Below are 21,884 nucleotides of genomic sequence, written 5' to 3'. Positions count from 1 at the left end.
CGCTCTCCTTCCGCTCAGCCGAGATGCCGGATGTAGGCCCGCGTGAACGCCTCCCAGGTGACCTGGCCCATCGGCGCGTAGTGGTATGTCCGACCGGGCTGGGCCCATTCCAGGCCGAGCTGCTCGGCCACCGCCGGATGCACCGGCACCTGCATGGTGCCCCAGGCATCGAGGGCGGAGGGGTCCGGGAGCTCGGGCGCGATGCCGAGCTTCCCGCAGCAATAGGCCATCAACTCCCGATAGAGGATGCCGCTCGGGTGGCCGAGCCAGTGGAAGAGCTGCCGCGTTCTGTCGTTGTCGCGGATGAACGCCCCGAGATCGCAGCGATAGGTCGCGTCGAGCGCGCCGAGGGTCTCGTTCTCCATCTCGAGGAAGCGGGCGAAGTTCTTGACGAGGCCGGGCACCGCGAGGTCGCGATAGGCGGCGAACCGCGCCTCGGGATCTGGAACGTCGTCGCGCAGCCTGGCCAGGAGGCCGTCCGGGAAGCGCACGAGGCCACCCTGGGCGGCATCCGCCTCGGCCAGCCTGTCCCGGCCGTAGATGAGGCCGTCGAACGGCCAGAACGCACGCCGCAGCAGGTTCGGATATCCGAGCCGGGCGACACCCGGCGGAACCGATTCCCGCTCGTACCGCTCGGCTTCGGCGATGCCCTGGATGAAGACGGCGTGGGCGCTGTCGACGATCGCCTGCACGTCAGGGGACGGGGTCGGGGTGATGTGGAGGGCGAGCGGGTGAAATTCGAAATCGTCCTTCAAGGACGTTATTTGAGAAAAGAACGAAACCAGATCGGTAGCATTGCAATTCCCGACGAATACAATATTTTTTATTTGAGATGCTGACATCAATATCTCGCGCCCCGCAACGCGTGCGGCACCCAGTCGATCGATCGGGTTGTCTTATATCGCGGCTACCGATCCGTCGATGGCTCCGGAACGCGAGCCCTATCCGCGGCTTCATCCGCAGAGTTTTCACGAGGGGCAAAATTGAAGAGCAATTAAATTTTTTCTGCTTATCAATATAAGATATATTTATAAATCCGGAAGAATTTGTCCTTCAAAGTCAGTATTCATCGATGTGGGGTGCCCACGTGCTGCGTTCTCCCGGATCCGTGGGCCCGGTCCGGGCAGCATCCTCTGGAGCCGCCGCGCTCACGGCTCCCAGCGGTGGAACACGGCGCTGTCGAAGGAAAAGACCGGCTCGCCGCGCTGGTTCACCCCCGTATTGCGGGCGAAGGCCAGCCCCCAGCCGGGGCGGGACGCGGAGGCGCGCTTGTCGGTGAGCCTGGCGCTGAACCGGACGATGTCGCCCGCGTAGACGGGCTTGAGCCAGCGCAGGTTCTTGAAGCCCGGCGAGGGGCCCGCCTCGGGGACCGGGCCGCGGGTCGCCGTGTAGGCGGCGTCGCGGGCGCGGGTCGTGAGCAGCCGGTTCATGTAGGCGGCGGCCGTGTGCCAGCCGGAGGCGCAGAGCCCGCCGAAATGGCTGCGCCGCGCCGCCTCGGGGTCGAGGTGGAAGGCCTGCGGATCGTAGGCGCGCGCGAAGGCGACGATCGCCTCGGCGCTGAACGCGTAGGCGCCCAGCTCGCGCACGGCACCGATCGCGGCGTCGCGCAGGAACGGCAGGATCTCGGCATCCTCCGGCTCGGCGACGGGCCCCGGCACGCCGGTCTCCACGGGCCGCGGGGGCAGGGGATCGGTGCCGCGCCGGGCCAGCATGAAGGTGAAGCGCTGGGTCAGCACCGTTTCGCCGCGCGGGTTGTCGAGGGCGACCTCGGCGGTGACGAAGCCGAGCCCCGGCTTGGACGCCGAATCCCGGATCCCGACCACCCGGAAGGTCAGCGTCAGGGCATCCCCCGGCAGGACCGGCACGAGCCAGCGCAATTCGTCGATCCCCGGCGCCCCGAGGGACGAGCCGCCCCGGAACGGCCCCTGCTGCAGCATCCGCATGCCCAGCGCCGCCGTGTGCCAGCCCGAGCCGATCAGCCGGCCCGCGAAGGTCGCCTCCGCCGCCGCCGCGTCGAGGTGGAAGGGCTGGAAGTCGAACTGCCTGGCGAAATCCACGATGGCGTCGCGGGTGACGACCAAAGGCGCGCCGACGATCACGTCGCCGACCGTGAAATCCTCGAGGGCGGGATCCGGCATGGCGGGCTCGTCCAGGGTCGATCAGTTGGCGAAGCGGAAATGCAGCACGTCGCCGTCCTGCACGACGTAGTCCTTGCCCTCCAGCCGCAGCTTGCCGGCGTCCCGGGCCCCGGCCTCGCCGTTGAGCGTGGTGTAGTCCGTGAACGCGATGGTCTCGGCCCGGATGAAGCCCTTCTCGAAATCCGAGTGGATCACGCCGGCGGCCCCCGGCGCGCGGGTGCCCTTGGTGATCGTCCAGGCCCGGGCCTCCTTGGGGCCGACCGTGAAGTAGGTGACGAGGCCCAGCAGGTCGTAGCCGGCGCGGATCACCCGGTTGAGGCCGGGCTCTGTGAGCCCCACGGCGTCCAGGAACTCGGCCTGGTCGGCGTCCGCCATCACGGCGATCTCGCTCTCGATCTTGGCCGAGACCACCACCGCGATGGCGCCCTCCGCCTTGGCCCGGGCGAAGACCGCCTCCGAATAGGCGTTGCCCTTGTCGGCATCGCTCTCGTCGACGTTGCAGACGTAGAGCACCGGCTTGGCGGTCATCAGCCCGAGGGACTGGAACAGTTTTTCTTCCTCGGGCTTGCGCTCGACCAGCCGCGCCGGCTTGCCCTCGCGCAGGAGCGGCAGGGCGCGGTTGACGAGGTCGAGGCTCTCCTTGGCCTCCTTGTCGGCGCCCTTGGCCTTCTTCTCCAGGGCCACGGCCCGGCGCTCCAGGCTGTCGAGATCGGCCAGCATCAGCTCGGTCTCGATGGTCTCGATGTCGGCCGCCGGATCGACCTTGCCCTCGACATGGGTGACGTCGCCGTCCGTGAAGCAGCGGACCACGTGGGCGATGGCGTCGACCTCGCGGATATTGGCCAGGAACTGGTTGCCCAGGCCCTCGCCCTTGGAGGCGCCGCGCACCAGCCCGGCGATGTCCACGAAGGTCAGCCGCGTCGGGATTTTTTCCTTCGAGCTCGCGATCCGGACGAGGTCGTCCAGGCGTGGATCCGGCACCGCCACCTCGCCGACATTCGGCTCGATGGTGCAGAACGGATAGTTCGCCGCCTGCGCGGCCGCCGTCTGCGTCAGCGCGTTGAACAGGGTCGACTTGCCGACGTTCGGCAGGCCGACGATGCCGCATTTGAAGCCCATGGACTCAGTTCCGTTGAAGCACGTCGCCGGGCGACGCGCGGAAAGGGTTGATGAGGGTCAGGCCCTCGAACACGGCGCCGTGTGCCATATCCTCGGTCAGGAAGTATCGGCATCCGGCGAGCTGGGCCGCGGCCACGAGGAGGCAGTCGAACCACTGATAGCCGAGATTCTTGCGGACGAGCCATGCCAGTTCGGTGTCATCTTGATCGATCGGGCGCGCTCCCCAGGCTCCGATCGTCTCGACTTCATCCTGAACGTCGCGCAGCGAGCGTCCCGACTCGTTCTTGAGGATCCAGCGCGTCAGTTCGTTGAGGACCTGCAGATTGGTGCGAGCGCAGTCCAAATCGGTGATGGCAGCCAGCCACGCACGTGCGCGCTCGCGCTTATCGGCGTTTCGTTCGTCGCGTGCGTAGATCAGCACATTCGTGTCGATGAAGATCGGCTCAATCGTAAAGTTCATCGCGCGACGGTGCTTTGCCGTTCTCGTCCGTCAGATTCATGAGAGGACCGGCCAGGAAGCGTTCGAGCGCCTCCCGCTGCGTCAGCGGCCGGCCGACGCGCTGCTCCACGGCTTCGGCGACGAAACGCGACAGGCTCTTGCCGTCGCGCGCGGCGGCGACGCGCGCCCGCTGCAGCAAAGTCTCGCTCATCGTCACAGTGACGTTCTTCATGGCGGCCTCCGAGGCCGATCTATATCGTGTCCTCGTGTTTTCGTGTCAATTTCGGGCGCCCAGCGTCTTCACGTCGTCCCAGCCGCGGCCCGCCATGGCGAGGTGGACCTTGTTCTGGAAGCTCGCATCCTCGCCCGCCGCCAGCAGCGCGGCGTGGTCGGCGACCGCGTGGCAGAGATCCTCGACCCAGGGCTGCTCGGCCTTGCCGAAATCGTTGAGCACGTAGGCGTGCACCAGGGCCTTGTCGCCGGGATGACCGATGCCGAGGCGGACCCGGCGATAGTCGTTGCCGCATTGGGCGGTGATCGAGCGCAGGCCGTTATGGCCGGCATTGCCGCCGCCGAGCTTCACCCGGAGCTTGGCCGGGGCGAGGTCGAGTTCGTCGTGGAGCACGATCACGTCGGCGAGCGGGATCTTGTAGAAGCGCTGCGCCTCCGCGACCGCGCGGCCGGACTCATTCATGAAGGTCGAGGGCTTGAGCAGGATCGCCCGCTCGGTGCCCAGCACCAATTCGGCGGCCTCGCCCTGGAACCGGTGCCGGAACGGGCTCGCCCGGTGTTGCCGGGCGATCGCGTCGACGGCCAGGAAGCCGATATTGTGCCGGTTGTTCGCGTAGCGCGAACCCGGGTTTCCGAGGCCGACGATCAGCCGCATGGTGGTGCATCCCTTTCAGGCCGCGGTCTGTGGCACGCTTCCGCGCGGGACGCATCCCCGCCCGCGCCGGAGCGTCCCGCCCGGGGCCGCGGCGTTCCGGGCCGCACCCCGTGCGCCAGCGCACGGCATCGGCCGAACCGGAGGCAGAGTATCCCGGTTGAGAGATCACATTCGGCCAAGCAAAGCCGGAGTGATCGAGACCGCCGACCCGTATACCGTGCCGACGATCGTCCTTACCCGACTCGGTTGACCGGATGACGTCCCGCCGACGTCATACGAAGACACCAGGAGATCATCATGACGATCCGTATCCTCGCCGCCGCCGCCCTCCTCGCCGCCGCCACGCCCGCCCTCGCCCAGGGCCTGGATTCGAAGCATTCGCCCTATCCGGCCTCGGCCTATTCGGGCTGGGTCGGCCACGGCCCGCTCCTGCGGCAGGACGATGTCCGCGCCGAGCGGGCGCCCGCCTATCGCTACAGCGGACCGCATGCCGGCGGCCCGGCGAACGCCCTGGCGCGGTTCTGACACGGCCCGGGGCCCCGGGCGATCCGGGGCCCCGCATCGACTCCGCTATCGCGCCTCAGGGCGCGGGGACGGACAGGCCGAGCCCGGGATCCACGTCCCCGGTCGACGGCACCGCCCGGATCTCCCCCGGGCGCAGGGTTCCGACTAGGAGATCGACCTGGCTCACGAGCCGGATGAGCGATTGCCCCCGGTCGAGGGCGGGCCGCTCCGGCAAGGGCCGGTCCTCGGCCAAAGCCGCCAGGGTGGCGGCGATCCAGCCCCGCCAGGTCTCGGCCCTCGGATCCACCGCCTCGGGGGCGTGGCGCAGCACCGTGAGCCGGGCGCTGATCCGGCGCAGGGTCGCGTCCGCCACCAGGGCGGATTCCACCTCGGGATGATGGCCGGCCCGGGGCTGCTGCAGGGCGCGCGACAAGGCCGCTTCCAGGTCGTTGAGGGCGAGGCCGGCGGCGCGGTTCTGCGCCAGGATCGCGGCCTCGCGGGCCTCGCCGGGGGGGCCGAGCAGCACCGCCTCGGCGAGGCCGGCATGGCCCTTGAGCGCGCGGCGCAACTCCTGGCGGACCTGATCCGGCTCCCAGATCGGCCACAGTACCAGGCAGCTCGCCACCGCGATCAGCCCGCCCAGCACCGTGAAGCCGCCGCGCATGGCGACGATCTCCCAGGAACTGTGGCCGGGCTCCAGCAGCTCGACCAGCAGCACCACGAGGGGCGTCAGGCAGGCGACGAAAAAGCCGTAGGAGATCTGGCGGGCCGCGAAGCCGACGATGCTGAGCACCAGGATCAGCCCGGCCTCGCTGAGCGGGGTCGTGGCGTAGTAGGCCAGCACCGCCCCCGCCAGGCCGCCCAGCACCGTCCCGCCGATCCGCTCCAGCGCCCGCTGCCAGGTCGCCGCGTAGAAGGGCTGCATGGTCAGCACCACGGTCATCACCAGCCAATGCGTGAAGGCGCCCGCATAGGTCAGGGTCGCGGCCAGCGCCGGGGCCGAGACCGCGCTCGCCCGCAGGGCGTGCCGCAGGTTCGGGGAGGCCAGGGTGAAGTTCTGCCGCAGCGGCCCGGCATAGCGGGTCCAGCGGTCGAGGCGGCCCCCCTCCGTGAGGGTGCCCCCGGGGCGGTAGCCCTCCGGGGTCGACAGCTTCGCGCCGATCCGCACGCGCCCGACGATCCGCTCGGCCAGGCGCGCCAGGGTCGGATCCTCCGCCAGGCCCTCAGCCGTCCGGGCGATCGAGTGCTCCAGACGGGCGAGGTCGAGGTCGACATCGTCGCGGATCGCCCGGGCGATGGTCACCAGCAGGGGGCGCAGGCGGCGCAGGAACAGTTTTGCGAGGGCGCGGCGGCGGGCGTCGGGCCGGCTGTCGATCAACTCACCGACCGCGATCAAAGCCGAAAAAATCTGCTCGGCGCTCTCCAGGCGCAGCAGCGCCTGGGCGGTGCGGTCCGAGACCCGCTCGCGGGAGCGGGCGAGGTCGAGGATCATGGTCCGGGCGGTCTCGATGCTCGCCCGCACGCCGCGCCGGTGACCCCTGGCATGGCCGTCGAAGGCCTCGGCGTCGGGCTCCGGCAGCGCGACGAGCCGCTCCAGGTCGCCGCAGAGCCGCGCGAGGTCGCGCCAGACCTCCGCCACCGCCCGGTGGGCCGGCCGGTAGGGATGCAGCCGCCAGATCACGAGGGCCAGGAAGGTCGCCCAGAGACCGCCCGCGGCGAACATCAGCACGGTGACGGCCGCCTGCTCGGGGCTCAGGGGCCGGTCGAGGGCGATGCACAGGACGACCACCAGCACGTTGCCGGCCGATTGCGCCTGCACGCTCCAGACCCGCGCGTAGGAGCAGGCGAAGATCAGCGCGCAGGCCACCGGGACGACCACCGGGAGCCCCAGGGGCTGGATCAGGCCGAGCCCGCCCCAGAGCAGGCCGCCGAGGATCGAGAAGGCGGTGAGCACCCGCAGGCGCGCCCGCATCGGGCCGCCATTGTCGCAGAAACAGGCGAGGTTGGCGGCGAGCGCCATGGTCAGCAGCGGCGGCCACTGCACCCAGAGGTTGATCAGGATGACGACGCCGAACGCGAAGGCGGCGCGCACGCCCTCCACGAGGCGCACGTTCCGGAGGTCGAGGCCGGTCGGCAGCCGCCGGAGATCCGCGCCGGGCCGGTTCAGGCTGCCCCGGCCCGCGGCGATGCGGCGGCGCGCGGGCGGCGGTGCTGTGGGACTCGGCGCGGGCAAGCTCGGTCTCCGGACGGGGCGCGGCGCCCCGGCATGAACCGGAACCCGGCCTGTCCGGATCCGCCCGGCTGCGCAAGTCCTTTTGGGTTCGCAAGTCCTTTCGGGTTCGCAAGTCCTTATCGGGTTCGCAAGTCCTGTCGGATTCGCGGGGGCGTTCCGCGCGCGGCTGCGCGGGGTGGTCCGGAGCGGTGCCGGCGACGCATCCGGTTGATCGCGTTCGGATCTTTCGCGCGGCGGTTCATGCCTCGGCTCTCGCGGTGGTGCGGGCACCCCCGCGCCGCGTCCGGAGATGCGGAACCATCGTCGCCCGCAGAGGGGGGGAGGGCGCGCCGGCGCTGGCGGGCGCCCGACCGGCCGTCAGGGGCGCCGGACCTTTGCCGGGGCGGGGGGCGATCGGCTATCGCGGAGGCGCGGGCCGCCACCCCGACGGCCCGACCGGGAGCCTCCATGCGCCGCACGTTGCTCGCCGCCCTCCTCGTCGCCGTCGCGATGCCGGCCCCGACGGGCGCCTCGGCCGCGTCCGATCCCAGCCGCGACGTCCTGTGGGCGGCGCTGAAGACCTGCGTCCTCGCCAAGCGGCTCGCCAACCGGACCTTCCCGTGCCTGTCGGTCGATCTGGGCGACGGGGAGCGGCCCGGCTCGGCGGTCCTGCGCGCGCCGGGTGAGCCGACCCACAGCGTGGTCATGCCCACCGACACCGTGGCGGGCCTCGAAGCGCCGATCCTGCGCGGCCCGCGCGGGGCCGCCTACTGGCGGGCGGCGCTCGCGGCGCGGCCCCTCGTGTCGGAGGCGCTGCAGGGGAAACTGCCGCCCGAGGCCGTGGGCTTGGCGGTGAACTCGGCCCGGGGCCGCAGCCAGGACCAGCTCCACATCCATCTCGACTGCCTCAAGCCGAGCGTGCTCGCGGCCCTGCGGGCCCATGGCCGCCAGATCCGCAGGACCTGGACCCGCTTCCCGCAGCCGCTCGCCGGCGACCGCTATTCCGCCCTGCGCGTGCCGGAGGCGGAGGCCGCGCGGTTCAACCCGTTCGCCGCCCTGCGCACCCTGCCGGGCGCCCGGCCGGACCTGCACCGGACGAGCTTCGCCGCGGTGGCGACGCCGCCGGGGGATCCCGAGCCGGGCTTCATCCTGCTGGCCTACCGGGCGCCGAGCGCCAGCGCCGAGGACGTTCTGGACCACAGCTGCGCCGCCGCGTCGGGCCGGGGCCTGTGAGCGGGCCCCGGGCGCGACCCTATCGGTCCGCCAGCGGCGGCGGCAGGGCGTCGAGCAGCCGGCGCAGGAACGCCCGCACCGCCCGGGGCAGGCGCCGGTCGCGCATGGCCTGGACCTGGATGCCGCGGGCGAGGCTCGCCCGGGAGCGGATCGGCAGGCTGACCAGCTCGTTCAGGCGCAGGGGCGTCGTCACCGAGAGCGCCGACATCAGCGCCAGCCCGCGCGAGCGCCGCACGAAGGGCAGGAGCGCCGAGAGCGTGTTGGCGGTCAGCACCGGCTCGACCGCGATGCCCTCCTGTGCGCAGGCGGCATCGAAGACGTGCCGCAGGGTCGTGTCCCGGGTCGGCAGGGCGACCGGGTAGGCGCGCAGGTCAACGAGGGTCAGGGCCGGCGCCCGGGCCAAGGGATGGTCGGGGGCGGCGAGCGCCAGCATGTCCACCTCCCCGGCGTACAAGGTCTCGACCTGCGTGGCCGGCGTCAGCGCGAAGGTGATGCCGAGATCGACATCCCCCACCGCCACCGTCTGGGTCACGAGGGCGGGGGGCAGCACCGTCACCTCGAAGCGGATCCCGGGATGATCGCCGTGGAAGGCCGCGATGGTGTTGGGGACGATGTCGAGGGCGAAACCCTCCGAACAGGCCACCCGGATCAGCCCCCGGGCCAGGCCTTCGAGCTCCCGGATCTCCGTCACCACCTGCTCGGAGCGGATCAGGACCTGCTGGGCGTGCTGGGCCAGCAGCTCCCCGGCCGGGCTCGGCACCATGCCCCGGGGGCGCCGCTCGAACAGCACGCAGTCGAGCTCGGCCTCTAGGTTGGCGATCTGCCGGCTGATCGCCGAGGCCGCCACGTTGAGCTGGGCCGAGGCCGCCGCGATCGAGCCGGTGCGGGCCACGGCTAGGAAGTAGCGCAGGCTCGTCGTCTGCAATATCGTGCCTCGGTCCGCTTATTCTGCGCTCTTCGTTGCCTAAACGACAAGGCACCGCTCGCCAAATTCTACTTGTTGCGATCCCAGATGCACAACATCATCGCAGGGTGAAAAAGGCGGCAGTCGCGGAACCATCCGCCGGGCTCGTCCGCCGCGCCGTCGGAGCCTGCATGCCGCTACGGACCCTGACCCTGGGCGCCACCTTGGCCGCCGCGTTCGCGACCCTGATCGCCGCGCCCCCGGCGCTCGCCGGCAAGGCCGACGACACCCTGGTCTACGCCTCGGACAGCGAGCCGGAGAACGTCAGCCCGTATCACAACAGCGCCCGCGAGGGCGTGATCCTGGCCCGGAACTGCTGGGACACGCTGCTGTACCGGGACCCCAAGGACGGCACCTACAAGCCGATGCTGGCAACCGCCTGGACCTGGGCGGACGACACGACCCTCGACCTGACGATCCGCGAGGGCGTGACCTTCCACAACGGCGATCCGCTCGGGCCCGAGGACGTGGCCTTCACCTTCAACTACGTGCTGACGCCGGAGGCCCGCACGGTCACCCGCCAGAACGTCGACTGGATGAAGTCGGTGGAGGTGACCGGCCCGCATAGCGTCCGCATCCACCTCAAGGCGCCGTTCCCGGCGGCGCTGGAATACCTCGCCGGCCCGACCCCGATCTTCCCGGCGGCCTACTTCAAAAAGGTCGGCCTCGATGGCTTCGCCCGGGCGCCGGTCGGCAGCGGACCGTACAAGATCACCAAGGTCGACAGCGGCCGCGGCGTCAGCATGGAGCGGTTCGAGAAGTACTGGGCGGGCAGCCCACTCGGAAAACCGAAGATCGGCAAGCTGCAATTCCGGGTCATCCCGGACGGCGAGAGCCGGATGGCCGAATTGATGACCGGCGGCGTCGACTGGATCTGGCGGGTGCCGAGCGACCAGGCCGACCAGCTGCGCGCCGCGCCCAATATCACGGTGCTCAACGCCGAGACGATGCGGGTCGGCTTCCTGCAGTTCGATACCCTGGGCCGGGCGAAGGAGAACTCGCCGCTCAAGGACGTGCGCGTCCGGCAGGCGATCAGCTACGCCATCGACCGCAAGGCGATGGTCGACAACCTCGTGCGCGGTGCCTCGCGGGTGATGAACGCGCTGTGCTTCGTCGACCAGTTCGGCTGCACCGACCAGGGGGTGATGCGCTACCCCTACGATCCGGCCAAGGCCAGGGCCCTGCTCAAGGAAGCCGGCTACGGAAACGGCTTCGAGATCGATCTCGGCGCCTATCGCGAGCGGGACTACGCCGAGGCGGTGATTGGCTATCTGGGTGCCGTCGGCATCAAGGTGCGGCTCAACTACCTGCGCTACGCGGCCTTCCGGGATTCCCTGCGGGCCGGCAAGATCTCGATCGGCTACCAGACCTGGGGCTCGTTCTCGGTCCTGGACGTCTCGGCCTTCGACGGGGTGTATTTCCGCGGCGGCGAGGAGGATCTGACCAAGGACCCGCAGGTGATCGCCGACCTCCAGGCGGGCGACGGCTCCACCGATCCGGAGACGCGCAAGGCCGCCTATGCCCGGGCGCTCCAGCGGATCGCGGCCCAGGCCTACGCCCTGCCGATGTTCTCCTACGCGACCAACTACGCCTTCACGGCGGACCTGAACTTCACCGCCCAGCCCGACGAGGTCGCGCGGTTCTATGCGGCGTCGTGGAAGTGAGGGTGATGGCCGCATCGCGACGGTCCCCCTCCCCCCTCTGCGGGGGAGGGTACCCTGCGAAGCAGGGGGGGAGAGGGGAGCGCCGCTTCAGGCATGATCTCGCCCGATGTGAAGGCCGAGCCGACTTCTGCACCGTCGCTCCCCTCTCCCGACCCCCTTCGGGGGCCACCCTCCCCCGCAGAGGGGGGAGGGAGAGCCGGCGCGATCTGCCTCGCCAGGAAGGAGCCTGACCCATGCTGACCTTCACCCTCCGGCGCGTCCTGGTCGCCCTGGCGGTGGCCTTCACGGTCTCGGTGGCGAGCTTCCTGCTCCTCCACCTCTCGGGCGACCTCGCCACCGCCATCGCCGGCCCCGAATCCACGGGCCCGCAGATCGAGGCGATCCGGCGGGAATACGGCCTGGACCAGCCCCTGCTCACCCAGTTCCTCACCTGGGCCTGGCGGGCGCTGCACCTCGATTTCGGCAATTCCTTCTACTTCCGCGAGCGGGTGATCGACCTGCTGGCCGCCCGCCTGCCGATCACGCTGTATCTCGGGTTCATCGCGCTCGGCGTGGCCCTGTTCGTGGCGATCCCGCTCGGCGTCATCGCCGCCGTGAAGCGCGACACCTGGATCGACCGGCTGGCGCTCGCCGTCTCGGTGCTCGGTCAGGCGATGCCGAGCTTCTGGTTCGGCCTGACCCTGATCCTGGTTTTTTCCGTCAACCTCCGCTGGCTGCCGGTCTCGGGCAACGCCACCTGGAAGAACTTCGTCCTGCCCGCGGTGGCGCTCGGCTACTACGCGATGCCCGCCGTGATGCGGCTGACCCGCAACGGCATGCTGGAGGTGCTGGCCTCCGACTACGTCCGCACCGCCCGGGCCAAGGGGCTGCCGCCCCGCAAGATCCTGGTGCGGCATGCCCTGCGCAACGCCGTCATCCCGGTGATCGCCCTGTCGGCGGTCCAGTTCGGCTTCATGCTCGGCGGCTCGATCGTCATCGAGGCGGTGTTCTCCCTCCAGGGCCTCGGCCAGCTCGCCTGGGAATCCATCGCCCGCAACGACTTCCCCGTCGTCCAGGCGATCGTGCTGGTGCTGGCCATGATCTATATCGGCCTGACGCTGGCGGCCGATCTGCTGAACGCCTTCCTCGATCCGCGCTTGCGCCAAGCCTGAGGTCGCGATGAGCCTGCCCCCCGACACGGCGGCGCTCGCCGCCCCCGCCCTCCCGCCGGACGCGCCGATCGCCCTGGCGCCGGTCCCGTCCCCCACAGGGATCGTCCTGCGGCGGGGCCTGCGCCACGGCGGGTTCCTGATCGGCGCCGGAATCCTCGGCCTGATCGTGCTGGCGTCCCTCGCCGCGCCGCTGATCGCCCCGCACGACCCCTACGCGCAGGACGTCTCCCGCCGCCTGATCCCGCCGATCTGGCAGGCCAAGGGGAGCTGGGACCATATCCTCGGCACCGACAAGCTCGGGCGCGACTACCTCAGCCGCCTGCTCTACGGCGGCCAGATCTCCCTGCTGATCGGGGTCTCGGCGGCGCTGATCTCCGGGTTGATCGGCACCGTTCTCGGATTGTGTGCCGGCTATTTCGGCGGCTGGGTCGACGCGGTGGTGAGCTACGTGGTGACCACCCGGCTGGCGATGCCGGTGGTGCTGGTGGCGCTGGCCATGGCGGCCCTGGTCGGCGGCTCCCTGAAGGTCGTGGTGCTGGTCCTGGGCTTCCTGCTCTGGGACCGCTTCGCCGTGGTGACCCGGGCCGCCACCCAGCAGATCCGCGACCGGGATTTCGTCAGTGCGGCCCGCGCCGCCGGGCTCACCGACCTGCGCATCGTCCTGCAGGAGATCCTGCCCAACATCATGAACGCGCTGATCGTGGTGGCGACCCTGGAGATGGCCCACGCGATCCTGCTGGAGGCGGCCCTGTCGTTCCTGGGGCTCGGGGTCCAGCCGCCCCTGCCGTCCTGGGGCCTGATGATCGCCGAGGGCAAGCAGTACATGTTCTTCCAGCCCTGGGTGATCACCATCCCGGGCGTGGCGCTGCTCCTCCTCGTGCTGGCGATCAATCTCCTAGGGGATGGCCTGCGGGACATCACCGCCCCCGAGGCGCGTCACTGACGTGGCCGGCCGGCACGGCACCAAAATGTTTCACGGGAAACACACCATGACGCGAGACGCCGCCATCGCGCGCGCCACTGAGGCCTTCGATTCGGGCGCGTTCCTCGCGCTCCTGCGGGAGGCGGTGGCGATGCCCACCGAGAGCCAGGCCCCCGGCCAGGAGGCGGCCCTGCGCGCCTATCTCGACGCCTTCGTCACGCCGCTGGTGGATCGTCTCGGCTTCGAGCCCCCGAAAACATTCGACAACCCGGACGGGGTCCACGGGCCGTTCCTGATCGCCGAGCGGCACGAGGGTTCGGGCCTGCCGACCGTCCTGATCTACGGCCACGGCGACACGGTGCGGGGCTATCCCGAGCAGTGGCGCGCGGGGCTCGGCCCCTGGGAGATCGTGGTCGAGGGTGACCGCTGGTACGGTCGCGGCACCGCCGACAACAAGGGCCAGCACGTCCTCAACCTCGCCGCCCTGGAGCAGGTGATCGCGGCCCGCGACGGCCGCCTCGGCTTCAACGTCAAGCTGCTGATCGAGATGGGCGAAGAATCCGGATCCCCGGGCCTGCGGCCGTTCTGCCGGGCGCAGGCCGAGGCCCTCCGCGCCGACGTGCTGATCGCCTCGGACGGGCCGCGGCTCAATGCCGAGCGTCCGACCCTGTTCCTGGGGTCCCGCGGCGCCTACAATTTCGAACTGTCGCTGAACCTGCGCGAGGGTCCCCACCATTCCGGCAATTGGGGCGGGCTGCTGCGCAACCCCGGCACGGTGCTGGCCTCGGCCATCGCCTCGATGGTGGATGCAAGCGGCAGCATCCGGGTGGAGGCCCTGCGGCCGCCGCCGATCCCCGAGGGCGTGCGCGCGGCGCTTCGTGACATCCGGGTCGGCGAGGACCCGAGCGCGCCGACGATCGATGCCGATTGGGGCGAGCCGGGGCTGACCCCGGCCGAGCGGGTCTTCGCCTGGAACACCCTCGAGGTGCTGGCCTTCAAGACCGGCGATCCGGACGGGCCGCTCAACGCCGTGCCGCCCCACGCCAAGGCGACCCTGCAGCTGCGCTTCGTGGTCGGCACCGACTGGCAGAACCTCATCGCGAACGTGCGCGCCCATCTCGACGCGCACGGCTTCCCGATGATCGCGGTCCGGCCGGCCCGCGCCGCGGAGGTCTTCCAGGCGACGCGGCTGCCCGTTGAGGATCCGTGGGTCGAGTGGGCCCTGGAGTCGATCGAGGCAAGTTCCGGAAAAAAGCCGGCGCTGCTGCCCAATCTCGGCGGCTCGCTGCCGAACGACGCCTTCTCGGAGATCCTGGGGCTGCCGACCCTCTGGGTGCCGCATTCCTACCCGGCCTGCCGCCAGCACGGGCCGGACGAGCACATGCTCGCCGCCAGCACCCGCGAGGGCCTGGCGATCATGGCCGGGCTGTTCTGGGATCTCGGCGAGGCCGGGCCCGACATCCTCCGCCGCCGCACCGCGAGGGCCTGAACCATGAGCGAGCCGGTCGTCCGCATCCGCGATCTGACGATCGCGCTCCCGAAAGGTGCCGACCGGCCCCACGCGGTCGAGGGCCTGAACCTCGACCTGGAAGCCGGAAAGATCCTCTGCGTGGTCGGGGAATCGGGCTCGGGCAAGTCGATGAGCGCCTACGCGCTCACCGGACTCCTGCCCCGGGCCCTGAAGCCGACCGCCGGTTCGATCCTGTTCGAGGGCCGGGACCTCCTGACCCTCGACGAGCCCGCCTGGCGGCGCCTACGGGGCCGGCGCATCGCCATGGTGTTCCAGGAGCCGATGACGGCCCTGAACCCGGTGATGCGGATCGGCGACCAGATCGCCGAGATGTTCGAGGCGCACAACCTGCTCACCCGGGCCGAGCGGCAGGCCAAGGCGGTGGCGCTCGCCACCGAGGTCGGGCTGCCCAACCCCGCGGAGGCGGTGCGGGCCTACCCGCACCAGCTCTCCGGCGGGCAGCGGCAGCGGGCGATGATCGCCATGGCGCTGGCCCTGGAGCCCTCCGTCCTGGTCGCCGACGAACCGACCACGGCGCTCGACGTCACCACCCAGGCCCAGATCCTCCGGCTGATCCGCGACCTGCAGCGCGAGCGTGGGATGAGCGTCCTGTTCATCACCCACGATTTCGGCGTGGTCGCCGAGATCGCCGACCACGTGGCGGTGCTCCAGCGCGGACGCCTCGTGGAATCGGGCCCCGCAGACTCGGTGCTGCGCGACCCGCAGGCGCCCTACACGCGGGCGCTGCTCGCTGCGGTCCCGAGCCTGACCCCGCCGCCGCGGCCGCCCCTGGGGGAGGCCCCCGTCGCCCTGTCGGTGCGCGGCCTCGCCAAGACCTATTCCACGAAGGGCCGCCTGTTCGGCAAGCCGCGGGTCGTGGCGGCGGTCAAAGATGTCACCTTCGACGTGCGCCGGGGCGAGACCCTGGGGCTGGTGGGGGAATCGGGCTCGGGCAAGTCGACCACCGCGCGGCTGGCGATCCGCCTGATCGAGCCCGATGGCGGCACGGTCCGGCTGGGGGCGCTCGACTACACGGCCCTCGGGAAGGCCGCGCTGCGGCACAAGCGCAGCCGCATCCAGATGATCTTCCAGGACCCGTTCGCGTCCCTGAACCCTCGGCGCACCGTCGAGCAGATCATCACGGCGGGCCCGATCGCCCACGGGGTGCCAGCCGCGGAGGCCCGGGCGCGGGCGCGAAACCTCCTCGACCTCGTCGGCCTCGATCCCAAGGCCGCCGCCCGCTACCCGAACGCCTTCTCGGGCGGCCAGCGCCAGCGCATCGGCATCGCCCGGGCGCTCGCCATGGAGCCGGACGTGCTGGTGGCCGACGAGGCGGTCTCGGCGCTCGACGTCTCGGTCCAGCGCCAGGTGCTGGACCTGCTGGAGGACCTGAAGCAGCGCCTGTCGCTCGCCATGCTGTTCATCACCCACGACCTGCGGGTGGCGGCCACGATCTGTGACCGGATCGCCGTGATGCACCGGGGGGCTGTCGTGGAGATCCGGGGCACCGCCGAGCTGTTCGCCGCGCCGGAGCACGCCTACACGCGCAGCCTGCTGGCGGCGGTGCCCGGCGCCGGCGTCGCCTGACGGCGGCCCGGGCCTGGATCGGGCGCATCTGGGACGCTGAGACAAGTTTTTTGGACGGACTTGCCCTGTCCCGCTTCGGACGTTTCGGTAGGATGCGCCGTGTCGAGGGTCGAGCACCCCGGCGGATCCACGGCTGAACCCGCTATCCGTCCTCGCTCGCAGCTCGAACGCGGACGGGAATATTGCAGCGTGTCGATCTCAGACCAGCCCGACGATATCCGGCGCAACGCCAAGCGCTCCGTGCCGACGGTGACGCCGGCGCAGCGCCGCGGGCCCGAGAAGCGGATCGCGCGCTGGATCGGCGCGGGCCAGCGCAAGCCGGGTCGGCCCGGCGCGGACGCCGCGTTCGGGGTCCCGGCGGGCGAGGGTCCGGCGGGCCAGGTGATCAAGCTGAGCTGGGCCGATACCTTCGGCCGGCCCGCACGCCCCGATCTCGGGCGCTCGCTCCGAACCGCGCCGGAGACCGCGCAGGTGCTGCCGTTCCAGGGCCCCGCGGACCGGACAGCGTCCGCGCCGCGCCGCGGCGGCGATCAGCCGTCCGTGCCGGTCCTGCGCTGATCGACCCGGCCGCCGGGGACGCCGAGGCCGATCGCCTTGGCGAGCGCCGAGCGTTGCGCGGCGTAGCCCGGGGCCGTCATCGGGTAATCCTCCGGTAGGCCGTAGCGCTCGCGATACTGATCCGGCGACAGGCCGTGGGCGGTGAGATGCCGCTTCAGGGTCTTGTAGGACCGGCCGTCGATGAAGCTGACGATGCCGTCCTGCTGGACCGACTTGCGGATCTGCGCCGGCGTCGGCTGCTCGACCGGCGGCGCGGCCTCGACCGGGGGCGTCCCGTCCAGATTGTTCAGCGCCGAATGGACGCCCGCCATCAGCTCCGGCAGGGCGGCCGGGGGGACGGAGTTGTTCGCGACGTAGGCAGCGACGATCTCTGCCGCCAGCTTGACGCGCTCGAGGGCGCGCTCTGGATTTTTTTCGGGCACTGGGCGAGTCCACTCAAAGCTTTCGAGGATGACGTCGTCGGTTCCAAAGCAAAAACCATCCAGGTGTCAAGATGGTTTTCGCGGCGCGGCGCGTCTGAAAAGCGCATTTTGATGCAGACTGGCCGAGGATCGGCTTCGGACGGGGCCGTTCACCTGCACACGAGCGCCGGTTTGCCGAGGTTTACAGGGTTCACAGGGTACAAGGTGCGGTCAATACCGCGCCGCGCGCCGCGCTGATCGATGCCGGAAGCGCGGGGATTGCCGGTGGCGCGCGCCGGTCGCAGGGCGGCGGGCCGGTGCGGCGAATCAGCGGCCGGTCGGTGCGGAGGGCGGCCGCGCCGGGATGCGCGCCGCGTCGGATCGGCTCCCCGGGCGCGCAGGATGCGGAGGATCACCGCCCGGAGCCGAGGGATCGCCGCCTAGCCCGGCCGACGGTGTCAGGTCTGCATGCCCCAGCGCTGGATGGTGCGGCGCTCGATGGTCTGGAAGATGAGATTCTCGACGACGAGGCCGATCAGGATGACGGTGAGCAGGCCGGCGAAGACGTTGGGGATGTCGAGCATGTTCTTGTTCTCGAAGATGAACCAGCCCAGGCCCCCCGAGCCCGACGACACCCCGAACACCAGCTCGGCCGCGATCAGGGTCCGCCACGCGAACGCCCAGCCGACCTTCAGGCCGGTCAGGATCGCCGGGAAGGCGGCCGGGATCAGGATCTGCGCGATCAGGCGCGGGCCCGACAGGCCGTAATTGCGCCCGACCATGGTCAGGGTGCGGCTCACCGACAGGAAGCCCGAATGGGTGTTGAGCGCGATCGCCCAGGTCACCGAGTGGACCAGCACGAAGATCAGGCTGCCGTTGCCCAGGCCGAACCAGATCAGCGCCAGCGGCAGGAGCGCGATCGCCGGCAGCGGGTTGAACATCGCGGTCAGCGTCTCGAGCACGTCCGTGCCCACCCGCGAGGCGATGGCCACGCCGGTGAGCAGGCTCGCCAGCCCGACCCCGGCGGCGTAGCCCATCAGCAGCACCTTCAGCGAGGCCCAGGCCCGGGCCGGCAGCGTGCCGTCGGCGATCCCGCGGGCGAAGGCCGCCACGGTGTCCGAGAAGGTCGGGAACAGCAGGTCGTTGTCGAGGTAGCGCCCGTAGGCCTCCCAGAGCCCGGCCAGCACCAGCAGGATCACGAGCTTGCGCAGCCAGGCCTGGTTGTAGAGCCGCTCGGCCACCGACAGCGGCTTCTCCACCACCGGAGCGGCCGCCGCGTCCCGGGCCCGGCCGGTGTCGTGCACGATCTCCGGGCGGCCCGGCGGGGCTTCCGCACGGGATGCGCCGACCGGCGGGTGGCCGCGCGTGGAGCTGTCGGTCAGGGCTGGGGCGCTAGACATTCTCGGCCTCCCGGATCTCTTCCGCGAACAGCATCTGCTGGATGCGGCTCTCCAGGCGCAGCGCCGCCTCCGGCGTGGCGGCGCTGTCGAGTTCGGCCTTGACCTCGCCCGGATGGGGCGAGAGCAGCAGGATGCGCGTGCCGACCTTGATCGCCTCGGGGATCGAGTGGGTGACGAACAGGACCGTGAAGTGCGTCTCCTCCCAGAGCATCAGCAGCTCGTCCTGCATGCGCCGGCGCGTCAGCGCGTCGAGCGCCGCGAACGGCTCGTCCATCAGCAGGATGTCGGGCTCCATGGCCATGCCGCGGGCGATGGCCACCCGCTGCTTCATGCCCCCCGAGAGCGTGTGCGGGTAGCTGTCGGCGAACCGCGTCAGGTTGACCTTGTCGATGTACAGGTCCGCCCGCTCGCGCGCCGCCCGGCCCTTGAGCCGGCCCGAGGCCTCCAGGGCGAAGACCACGTTCTGGCGGACCGTCTTCCAGGGCAGGAGCTGGTCGAACTCCTGGAACACCATCATCCGGTCCGGCCCCGGCTGGGTCACGGGCCGGCCCTTCAGGCGGATCTCCCCCTCGGTGGGGGCCATGTAGCCGCCCACCGCCTTCAGCAGCGTCGACTTCCCGCAGCCCGACGGGCCGAGCAGCACGAACCGGTCCCCCGGCCAGACCCGCAAGCTCACCCGGTAGGTCGCCGTCACCAGATGCGCCGGCGTCTTGTACCGGAGCGTGACGCCGTCCACCTCCAGCAGAGGCTGACCCGTATCCATCCATCCTCCCCGCGCCGCGGCTTGGGCCGCGTTCGCCGACGGCCCGGAGATGGTCCGGACTTCACGGGAAAGTGTAGGGCCGCCGCAGGGCGGCTGTAAAGAACCGTCTGGGCGGCGCTTCAGGATTTAAGTCCTTCCGACGATTGGCTATACAAGTGCGTATGGGGATATCGGTGCCGCAATACGATGGTTCCGGCTGTGATGTTCTGCGAATATAAATATCCGTATAAGAAGTCTGATACAGATCTCGATCGGCGAATAGTCAGATCCGAGGCTCGCGGAATCGTGTGAATTGAGGAATCGCTTCGGTGATTTCCTTAACCGCACCGAAACAAGACGCGGCGATGAGATATGGGCCGGTCATTTACTTGGCCGGTCGTGTCCCTGGCCTCCGGAGCTGTCCAAATGCGGTTGCCTCTTTCCATCAAGGCCGCGTTGATGGGCGCTTTCGGCTGCTTCGCCCTCATCGCCGCCGGGCAGGGCGCGCTGTCCCTGATCAAGCTCAAGGACATCCGGCACGCGGTCCATGAGGTCGCCACGAACTGGCTGCCCTCCGTGGTGATCCTCGACGCGATCCGGACCGACGTCGCCGACGTCCGCATCAAGCAGTTCCGCCTGGTCTCCCTGTCCGACACGCCGGAGCAGCACGCGGCCAACGCGGTGCAGTATGCCGCTGCCCGCGCCAAGGTCGCGGCGGACCGGAAGATCTACGAGCCGATGATCGCCTCCCCGGAGGAACAGGCGCTCTACGACGGGTTCGCCACGCTCTGGACCGCCTATGAGGCCTCCGGGAGCGAGGCCGCGCGGCTGGTCTCGGCCGGCCGGGCCTCGGAAGGCCTGGCCCTGATCGGCAGCCGGGACGAGCTCGCACTCTACACCCGGATGGGCGAAACCCTGGCGCGCGATGCAGACCTGAACAGTCGTTCCGCGCAGCAGGAGGCCGAGACCGCCCTGACCTTGGCGGATTCGGCCGTCCTCGCCACCGAGGCGGCGGTGCTCCTCGCCGTCGCGGCGGCGCTGGCCGCCTCCGTCTTCGGGTTCCTGCGGATCTCGCGGCCGATCCAGCGGATGACCGCGGCGATGGCGGTCCTGGCCGGCGGCGACGCCGGGGCGGAGGTGCCGTTCCGGGATCGCCGCGACGAGGTCGGCGCGATGGCGGCCGCCGTGCAGGTGTTCAAGGACAACCTGATCCGCAGCCGCGCGCTGGAGGCCGAAACGGCCCTCGCCCGCGCCTCGGCCGAGGCGCAGCGCCGCGCCGGCATGCAGCAGATGGCGGACCGGTTCGAGGCCGCGGTCGGCGGCATCGTCGGGCAGGTCTCGGCCTCCGCCACCGAATTGCAGGCCACGGCCGGGGCGATGTCGTCCATGGCCAGCCAGACCTCCGCCCAGTCCACCGCCGTGGCCGCTGCCGCCGAGGAGGCCTCCAGCAACGTCAACACGGTCGCGGCGGCGGCCGAGGAGCTCGGCTCCTCCGTCCAGGAGATCGGCCGGCAGGTGGACGGCTCGACCCGGCTCGCCCAGGCGGCGGTCGGCGAGGCCGACCAGACCGGCGCCCTGGTGCAAGAGTTGAACAGCGCGGTCAGCCGGATCGGCGACGTGGTCGGGCTGATCTCGTCGATCGCCGGGCAGACCAACCTGCTGGCGCTCAACGCCACGATCGAGGCGGCCCGCGCCGGCGCGGCGGGCCGGGGCTTCGCGGTGGTCGCCTCCGAGGTGAAGGCGCTGGCCGAGCAGACCGCCAAGGCCACCGAGGAGATCTCCGGTCAGATCGGCCGGGTCCAGGCGTCCACGGGTCAGGCGGTCACCGCGATCCGCACGATCACCGTGCGCATCCGCGAGATCGACACCGTGGCGACCTCGATCGCGGCGGCGGTGGAGGAGCAGGGCGCGGCCACGCAGGAGATCGTGCGCAACGTCAGCCAGGCCGCCCAGGGCACCGGCGCGGTGACCAGCAACATCGCGGGCGTGGCCGGAGCGGCGGAGGAAACCGGGGCGGCGGCGGGCCAGGTCCTCGACGCCGCCTCGGCGCTGTCGCGCCAGTCCGAGTACCTCACCGCCGAGATCGGCCGCTTCCTGGCCAACATCCGGGCCGCCTGAATAGACAGATCGCCGCCGCAGGAAGGCAATGGCCGGCCCCGGGCGTCTCCCCCCTCTGCGGGCTCCGATGTTCACGTATCGACTGCTGCAAGGGGCGACGCGCGCTCCTCCCCTGGCGATCCCGGGCTTGCCCGGGATCGCTCGCGCTTGCGGGGAGGGGAAAAGCGCCTTCCTCTCAAGATGTTGGGGTCAGCCTGAGACGTGTGGATCCCGTAGCCCCGCAGAGAGGGGAGGGAGGGCGTATGGCCGTTTCGGACGGCCTGCCCGTCAACCCGGCGACGATCTCGAACGCGATCTCTGAATCCGCGAGCCCGCACGGCAGGGGCGGCCCGGACC

General features: G+C 70.7%; 20 protein-coding genes. 9 read left to right on the top strand and 11 right to left on the bottom strand.

Annotated elements, in window-relative coordinates; genetic code table 11:
* Positions 1-14 precede the first annotated feature (14 nt).
* From AC3IF3_RS10205 to pth, 6 genes are all read right to left on the bottom strand, one after another.
* The gene (locus AC3IF3_RS10205) at positions 15-842 is read right to left on the bottom strand and encodes a WcbI family polysaccharide biosynthesis putative acetyltransferase (RefSeq protein ID WP_489228603.1); all 828 of its coding nucleotides are present in this window, start codon (positions 840-842) and stop codon (positions 15-17) included.
* Between the two features lie 306 nt (positions 843-1,148).
* Entirely contained in the window at positions 1,149-2,138 is a 990-nt protein-coding gene (locus AC3IF3_RS10200; RefSeq protein ID WP_489215663.1) for a MaoC/PaaZ C-terminal domain-containing protein, read from the bottom strand.
* 21 nt (positions 2,139-2,159) lie between these two features.
* Positions 2,160-3,257: a redox-regulated ATPase YchF gene (gene ychF, locus AC3IF3_RS10195; RefSeq protein ID WP_489215661.1), complete on the bottom strand. Its 1,098-nt coding sequence runs from the start codon at positions 3,255-3,257 to the stop codon at positions 2,160-2,162.
* A 4-nt stretch (positions 3,258-3,261) separates the two neighbouring features.
* A complete protein-coding gene (locus AC3IF3_RS10190; RefSeq protein ID WP_489215659.1) occupies positions 3,262-3,717 on the bottom strand; it encodes a PIN domain-containing protein in 456 nt (151 codons plus the stop codon).
* Entirely contained in the window at positions 3,701-3,928 is a 228-nt protein-coding gene (locus AC3IF3_RS10185) for a hypothetical protein (RefSeq protein WP_489215657.1), read from the bottom strand. The genes AC3IF3_RS10190 and AC3IF3_RS10185 overlap by 17 nt, the downstream gene beginning before the upstream one ends.
* Positions 3,929-3,973: 45 nt before the next feature.
* Positions 3,974-4,582, bottom strand: a complete 609-nt coding sequence (gene pth / locus AC3IF3_RS10180; protein ID WP_243964606.1) for an aminoacyl-tRNA hydrolase — start codon at positions 4,580-4,582, stop codon at positions 3,974-3,976.
* A 297-nt stretch (positions 4,583-4,879) separates the two neighbouring features.
* Here pth and AC3IF3_RS10175 point away from each other — a divergent pair, with 297 nt between their 5' ends.
* Positions 4,880-5,107 carry a hypothetical protein gene (locus tag AC3IF3_RS10175; RefSeq protein WP_243964607.1) on the top strand — a complete coding sequence of 76 codons (228 nt, stop codon included), beginning with the start codon at positions 4,880-4,882 and terminating at the stop codon, positions 5,105-5,107.
* A 55-nt stretch (positions 5,108-5,162) separates the two neighbouring features.
* Here the strand turns inward: AC3IF3_RS10175 and AC3IF3_RS10170 are convergent, their stop codons facing one another.
* On the bottom strand, positions 5,163-7,319 hold the full coding sequence (locus AC3IF3_RS10170; RefSeq protein WP_489228602.1) for an FUSC family protein: 2,157 nt from the start codon (positions 7,317-7,319) through the stop codon (positions 5,163-5,165).
* 447 nt (positions 7,320-7,766) lie between these two features.
* Here AC3IF3_RS10170 and AC3IF3_RS10165 point away from each other — a divergent pair, with 447 nt between their 5' ends.
* Positions 7,767-8,531 (top strand): CDP-diacylglycerol diphosphatase, encoded by a 765-nt coding sequence (locus tag AC3IF3_RS10165; protein ID WP_489215654.1) that lies wholly within the window; start codon positions 7,767-7,769, stop codon positions 8,529-8,531.
* Between the two features lie 19 nt (positions 8,532-8,550).
* Here the strand turns inward: AC3IF3_RS10165 and AC3IF3_RS10160 are convergent, their stop codons facing one another.
* Positions 8,551-9,456, bottom strand: coding sequence for a LysR family transcriptional regulator (locus AC3IF3_RS10160; RefSeq protein WP_243964611.1), 906 nt, complete (start codon positions 9,454-9,456; stop codon positions 8,551-8,553).
* A 170-nt stretch (positions 9,457-9,626) separates the two neighbouring features.
* Between AC3IF3_RS10160 and AC3IF3_RS10155 the strand changes: the two genes are divergently transcribed.
* The 6 genes from AC3IF3_RS10155 to AC3IF3_RS10130 all read left to right on the top strand — a co-directional run bounded on the left by AC3IF3_RS10155 (position 9,627) and on the right by AC3IF3_RS10130 (position 16,887).
* Positions 9,627-11,159 carry an ABC transporter substrate-binding protein gene (locus AC3IF3_RS10155; RefSeq protein ID WP_489228601.1) on the top strand — a complete coding sequence of 511 codons (1,533 nt, stop codon included), beginning with the start codon at positions 9,627-9,629 and terminating at the stop codon, positions 11,157-11,159.
* A gap of 233 nt (positions 11,160-11,392) precedes the next feature.
* The gene (locus AC3IF3_RS10150; RefSeq protein ID WP_243967710.1) at positions 11,393-12,310 is read left to right on the top strand and encodes an ABC transporter permease; all 918 of its coding nucleotides are present in this window, start codon (positions 11,393-11,395) and stop codon (positions 12,308-12,310) included.
* A gap of 7 nt (positions 12,311-12,317) precedes the next feature.
* Entirely contained in the window at positions 12,318-13,253 is a 936-nt protein-coding gene (locus tag AC3IF3_RS10145) for an ABC transporter permease (protein ID WP_243967709.1), read from the top strand.
* 46 nt (positions 13,254-13,299) lie between these two features.
* Complete coding sequence (locus tag AC3IF3_RS10140) at positions 13,300-14,721, top strand: M20 family metallopeptidase (RefSeq protein ID WP_489228599.1); 1,422 nt, start codon at positions 13,300-13,302, stop codon at positions 14,719-14,721.
* Positions 14,722-14,724: 3 nt separating this feature from the next.
* Positions 14,725-16,329: an ABC transporter ATP-binding protein gene (locus AC3IF3_RS10135; RefSeq protein ID WP_489228597.1), complete on the top strand. Its 1,605-nt coding sequence runs from the start codon at positions 14,725-14,727 to the stop codon at positions 16,327-16,329.
* Between the two features lie 189 nt (positions 16,330-16,518).
* The gene (locus AC3IF3_RS10130) at positions 16,519-16,887 is read left to right on the top strand and encodes a hypothetical protein (protein WP_243967706.1); all 369 of its coding nucleotides are present in this window, start codon (positions 16,519-16,521) and stop codon (positions 16,885-16,887) included.
* Here the strand turns inward: AC3IF3_RS10130 and AC3IF3_RS10125 are convergent.
* The 3 genes from AC3IF3_RS10125 to AC3IF3_RS10115 all read right to left on the bottom strand — a co-directional run bounded on the left by AC3IF3_RS10125 (position 16,860) and on the right by AC3IF3_RS10115 (position 19,451).
* Positions 16,860-17,309, bottom strand: coding sequence for a Ros/MucR family transcriptional regulator (locus AC3IF3_RS10125; protein WP_489215643.1), 450 nt, complete (start codon positions 17,307-17,309; stop codon positions 16,860-16,862). The two genes, AC3IF3_RS10130 and AC3IF3_RS10125, sit on opposite strands and share 28 nt — an antisense overlap.
* A gap of 437 nt (positions 17,310-17,746) precedes the next feature.
* Positions 17,747-18,688, bottom strand: coding sequence for an ABC transporter permease (locus tag AC3IF3_RS10120; protein ID WP_489215641.1), 942 nt, complete (start codon positions 18,686-18,688; stop codon positions 17,747-17,749).
* A complete protein-coding gene (locus AC3IF3_RS10115; RefSeq protein WP_489215639.1) occupies positions 18,681-19,451 on the bottom strand; it encodes an ABC transporter ATP-binding protein in 771 nt (256 codons plus the stop codon). The genes AC3IF3_RS10120 and AC3IF3_RS10115 overlap by 8 nt, the downstream gene beginning before the upstream one ends.
* A gap of 405 nt (positions 19,452-19,856) precedes the next feature.
* Here AC3IF3_RS10115 and AC3IF3_RS10110 point away from each other — a divergent pair, with 405 nt between their 5' ends.
* Complete coding sequence (locus tag AC3IF3_RS10110; protein WP_489228595.1) at positions 19,857-21,548, top strand: HAMP domain-containing methyl-accepting chemotaxis protein; 1,692 nt, start codon at positions 19,857-19,859, stop codon at positions 21,546-21,548.
* Positions 21,549-21,884 lie beyond the last annotated feature (336 nt).

The sequence above is a fragment of the Methylobacterium sp. J-118 genome, from assembly GCF_057836565.1.
The sequence above is the reverse complement of the archived record's forward strand: the minus strand, read 5'-3'. Positions and strand labels throughout refer to the sequence as shown.

Coding starts and splice junctions, on each gene's coding strand:
- AC3IF3_RS10205 (WP_489228603.1), bottom strand. CDS start 842: ATGTCAGCATCTCAAATAAAAAATATTGTATTCGTCGGGAATTGCAAT.
- AC3IF3_RS10200 (WP_489215663.1), bottom strand. CDS start 2,138: ATGCCGGATCCCGCCCTCGAGGATTTCACGGTCGGCGACGTGATCGTC.
- ychF (WP_489215661.1), bottom strand. CDS start 3,257: ATGGGCTTCAAATGCGGCATCGTCGGCCTGCCGAACGTCGGCAAGTCG.
- AC3IF3_RS10190 (WP_489215659.1), bottom strand. CDS start 3,717: ATGAACTTTACGATTGAGCCGATCTTCATCGACACGAATGTGCTGATC.
- AC3IF3_RS10185 (WP_489215657.1), bottom strand. CDS start 3,928: ATGAAGAACGTCACTGTGACGATGAGCGAGACTTTGCTGCAGCGGGCG.
- pth (WP_243964606.1), bottom strand. CDS start 4,582: ATGCGGCTGATCGTCGGCCTCGGAAACCCGGGTTCGCGCTACGCGAAC.
- AC3IF3_RS10175 (WP_243964607.1), top strand. CDS start 4,880: ATGACGATCCGTATCCTCGCCGCCGCCGCCCTCCTCGCCGCCGCCACG.
- AC3IF3_RS10165 (WP_489215654.1), top strand. CDS start 7,767: ATGCGCCGCACGTTGCTCGCCGCCCTCCTCGTCGCCGTCGCGATGCCG.
- AC3IF3_RS10155 (WP_489228601.1), top strand. CDS start 9,627: ATGCCGCTACGGACCCTGACCCTGGGCGCCACCTTGGCCGCCGCGTTC.
- AC3IF3_RS10150 (WP_243967710.1), top strand. CDS start 11,393: ATGCTGACCTTCACCCTCCGGCGCGTCCTGGTCGCCCTGGCGGTGGCC.
- AC3IF3_RS10145 (WP_243967709.1), top strand. CDS start 12,318: ATGAGCCTGCCCCCCGACACGGCGGCGCTCGCCGCCCCCGCCCTCCCG.
- AC3IF3_RS10140 (WP_489228599.1), top strand. CDS start 13,300: ATGACGCGAGACGCCGCCATCGCGCGCGCCACTGAGGCCTTCGATTCG.
- AC3IF3_RS10135 (WP_489228597.1), top strand. CDS start 14,725: ATGAGCGAGCCGGTCGTCCGCATCCGCGATCTGACGATCGCGCTCCCG.
- AC3IF3_RS10120 (WP_489215641.1), bottom strand. CDS start 18,688: ATGTCTAGCGCCCCAGCCCTGACCGACAGCTCCACGCGCGGCCACCCG.
- AC3IF3_RS10115 (WP_489215639.1), bottom strand. CDS start 19,451: ATGGATACGGGTCAGCCTCTGCTGGAGGTGGACGGCGTCACGCTCCGG.
- AC3IF3_RS10110 (WP_489228595.1), top strand. CDS start 19,857: ATGCGGTTGCCTCTTTCCATCAAGGCCGCGTTGATGGGCGCTTTCGGC.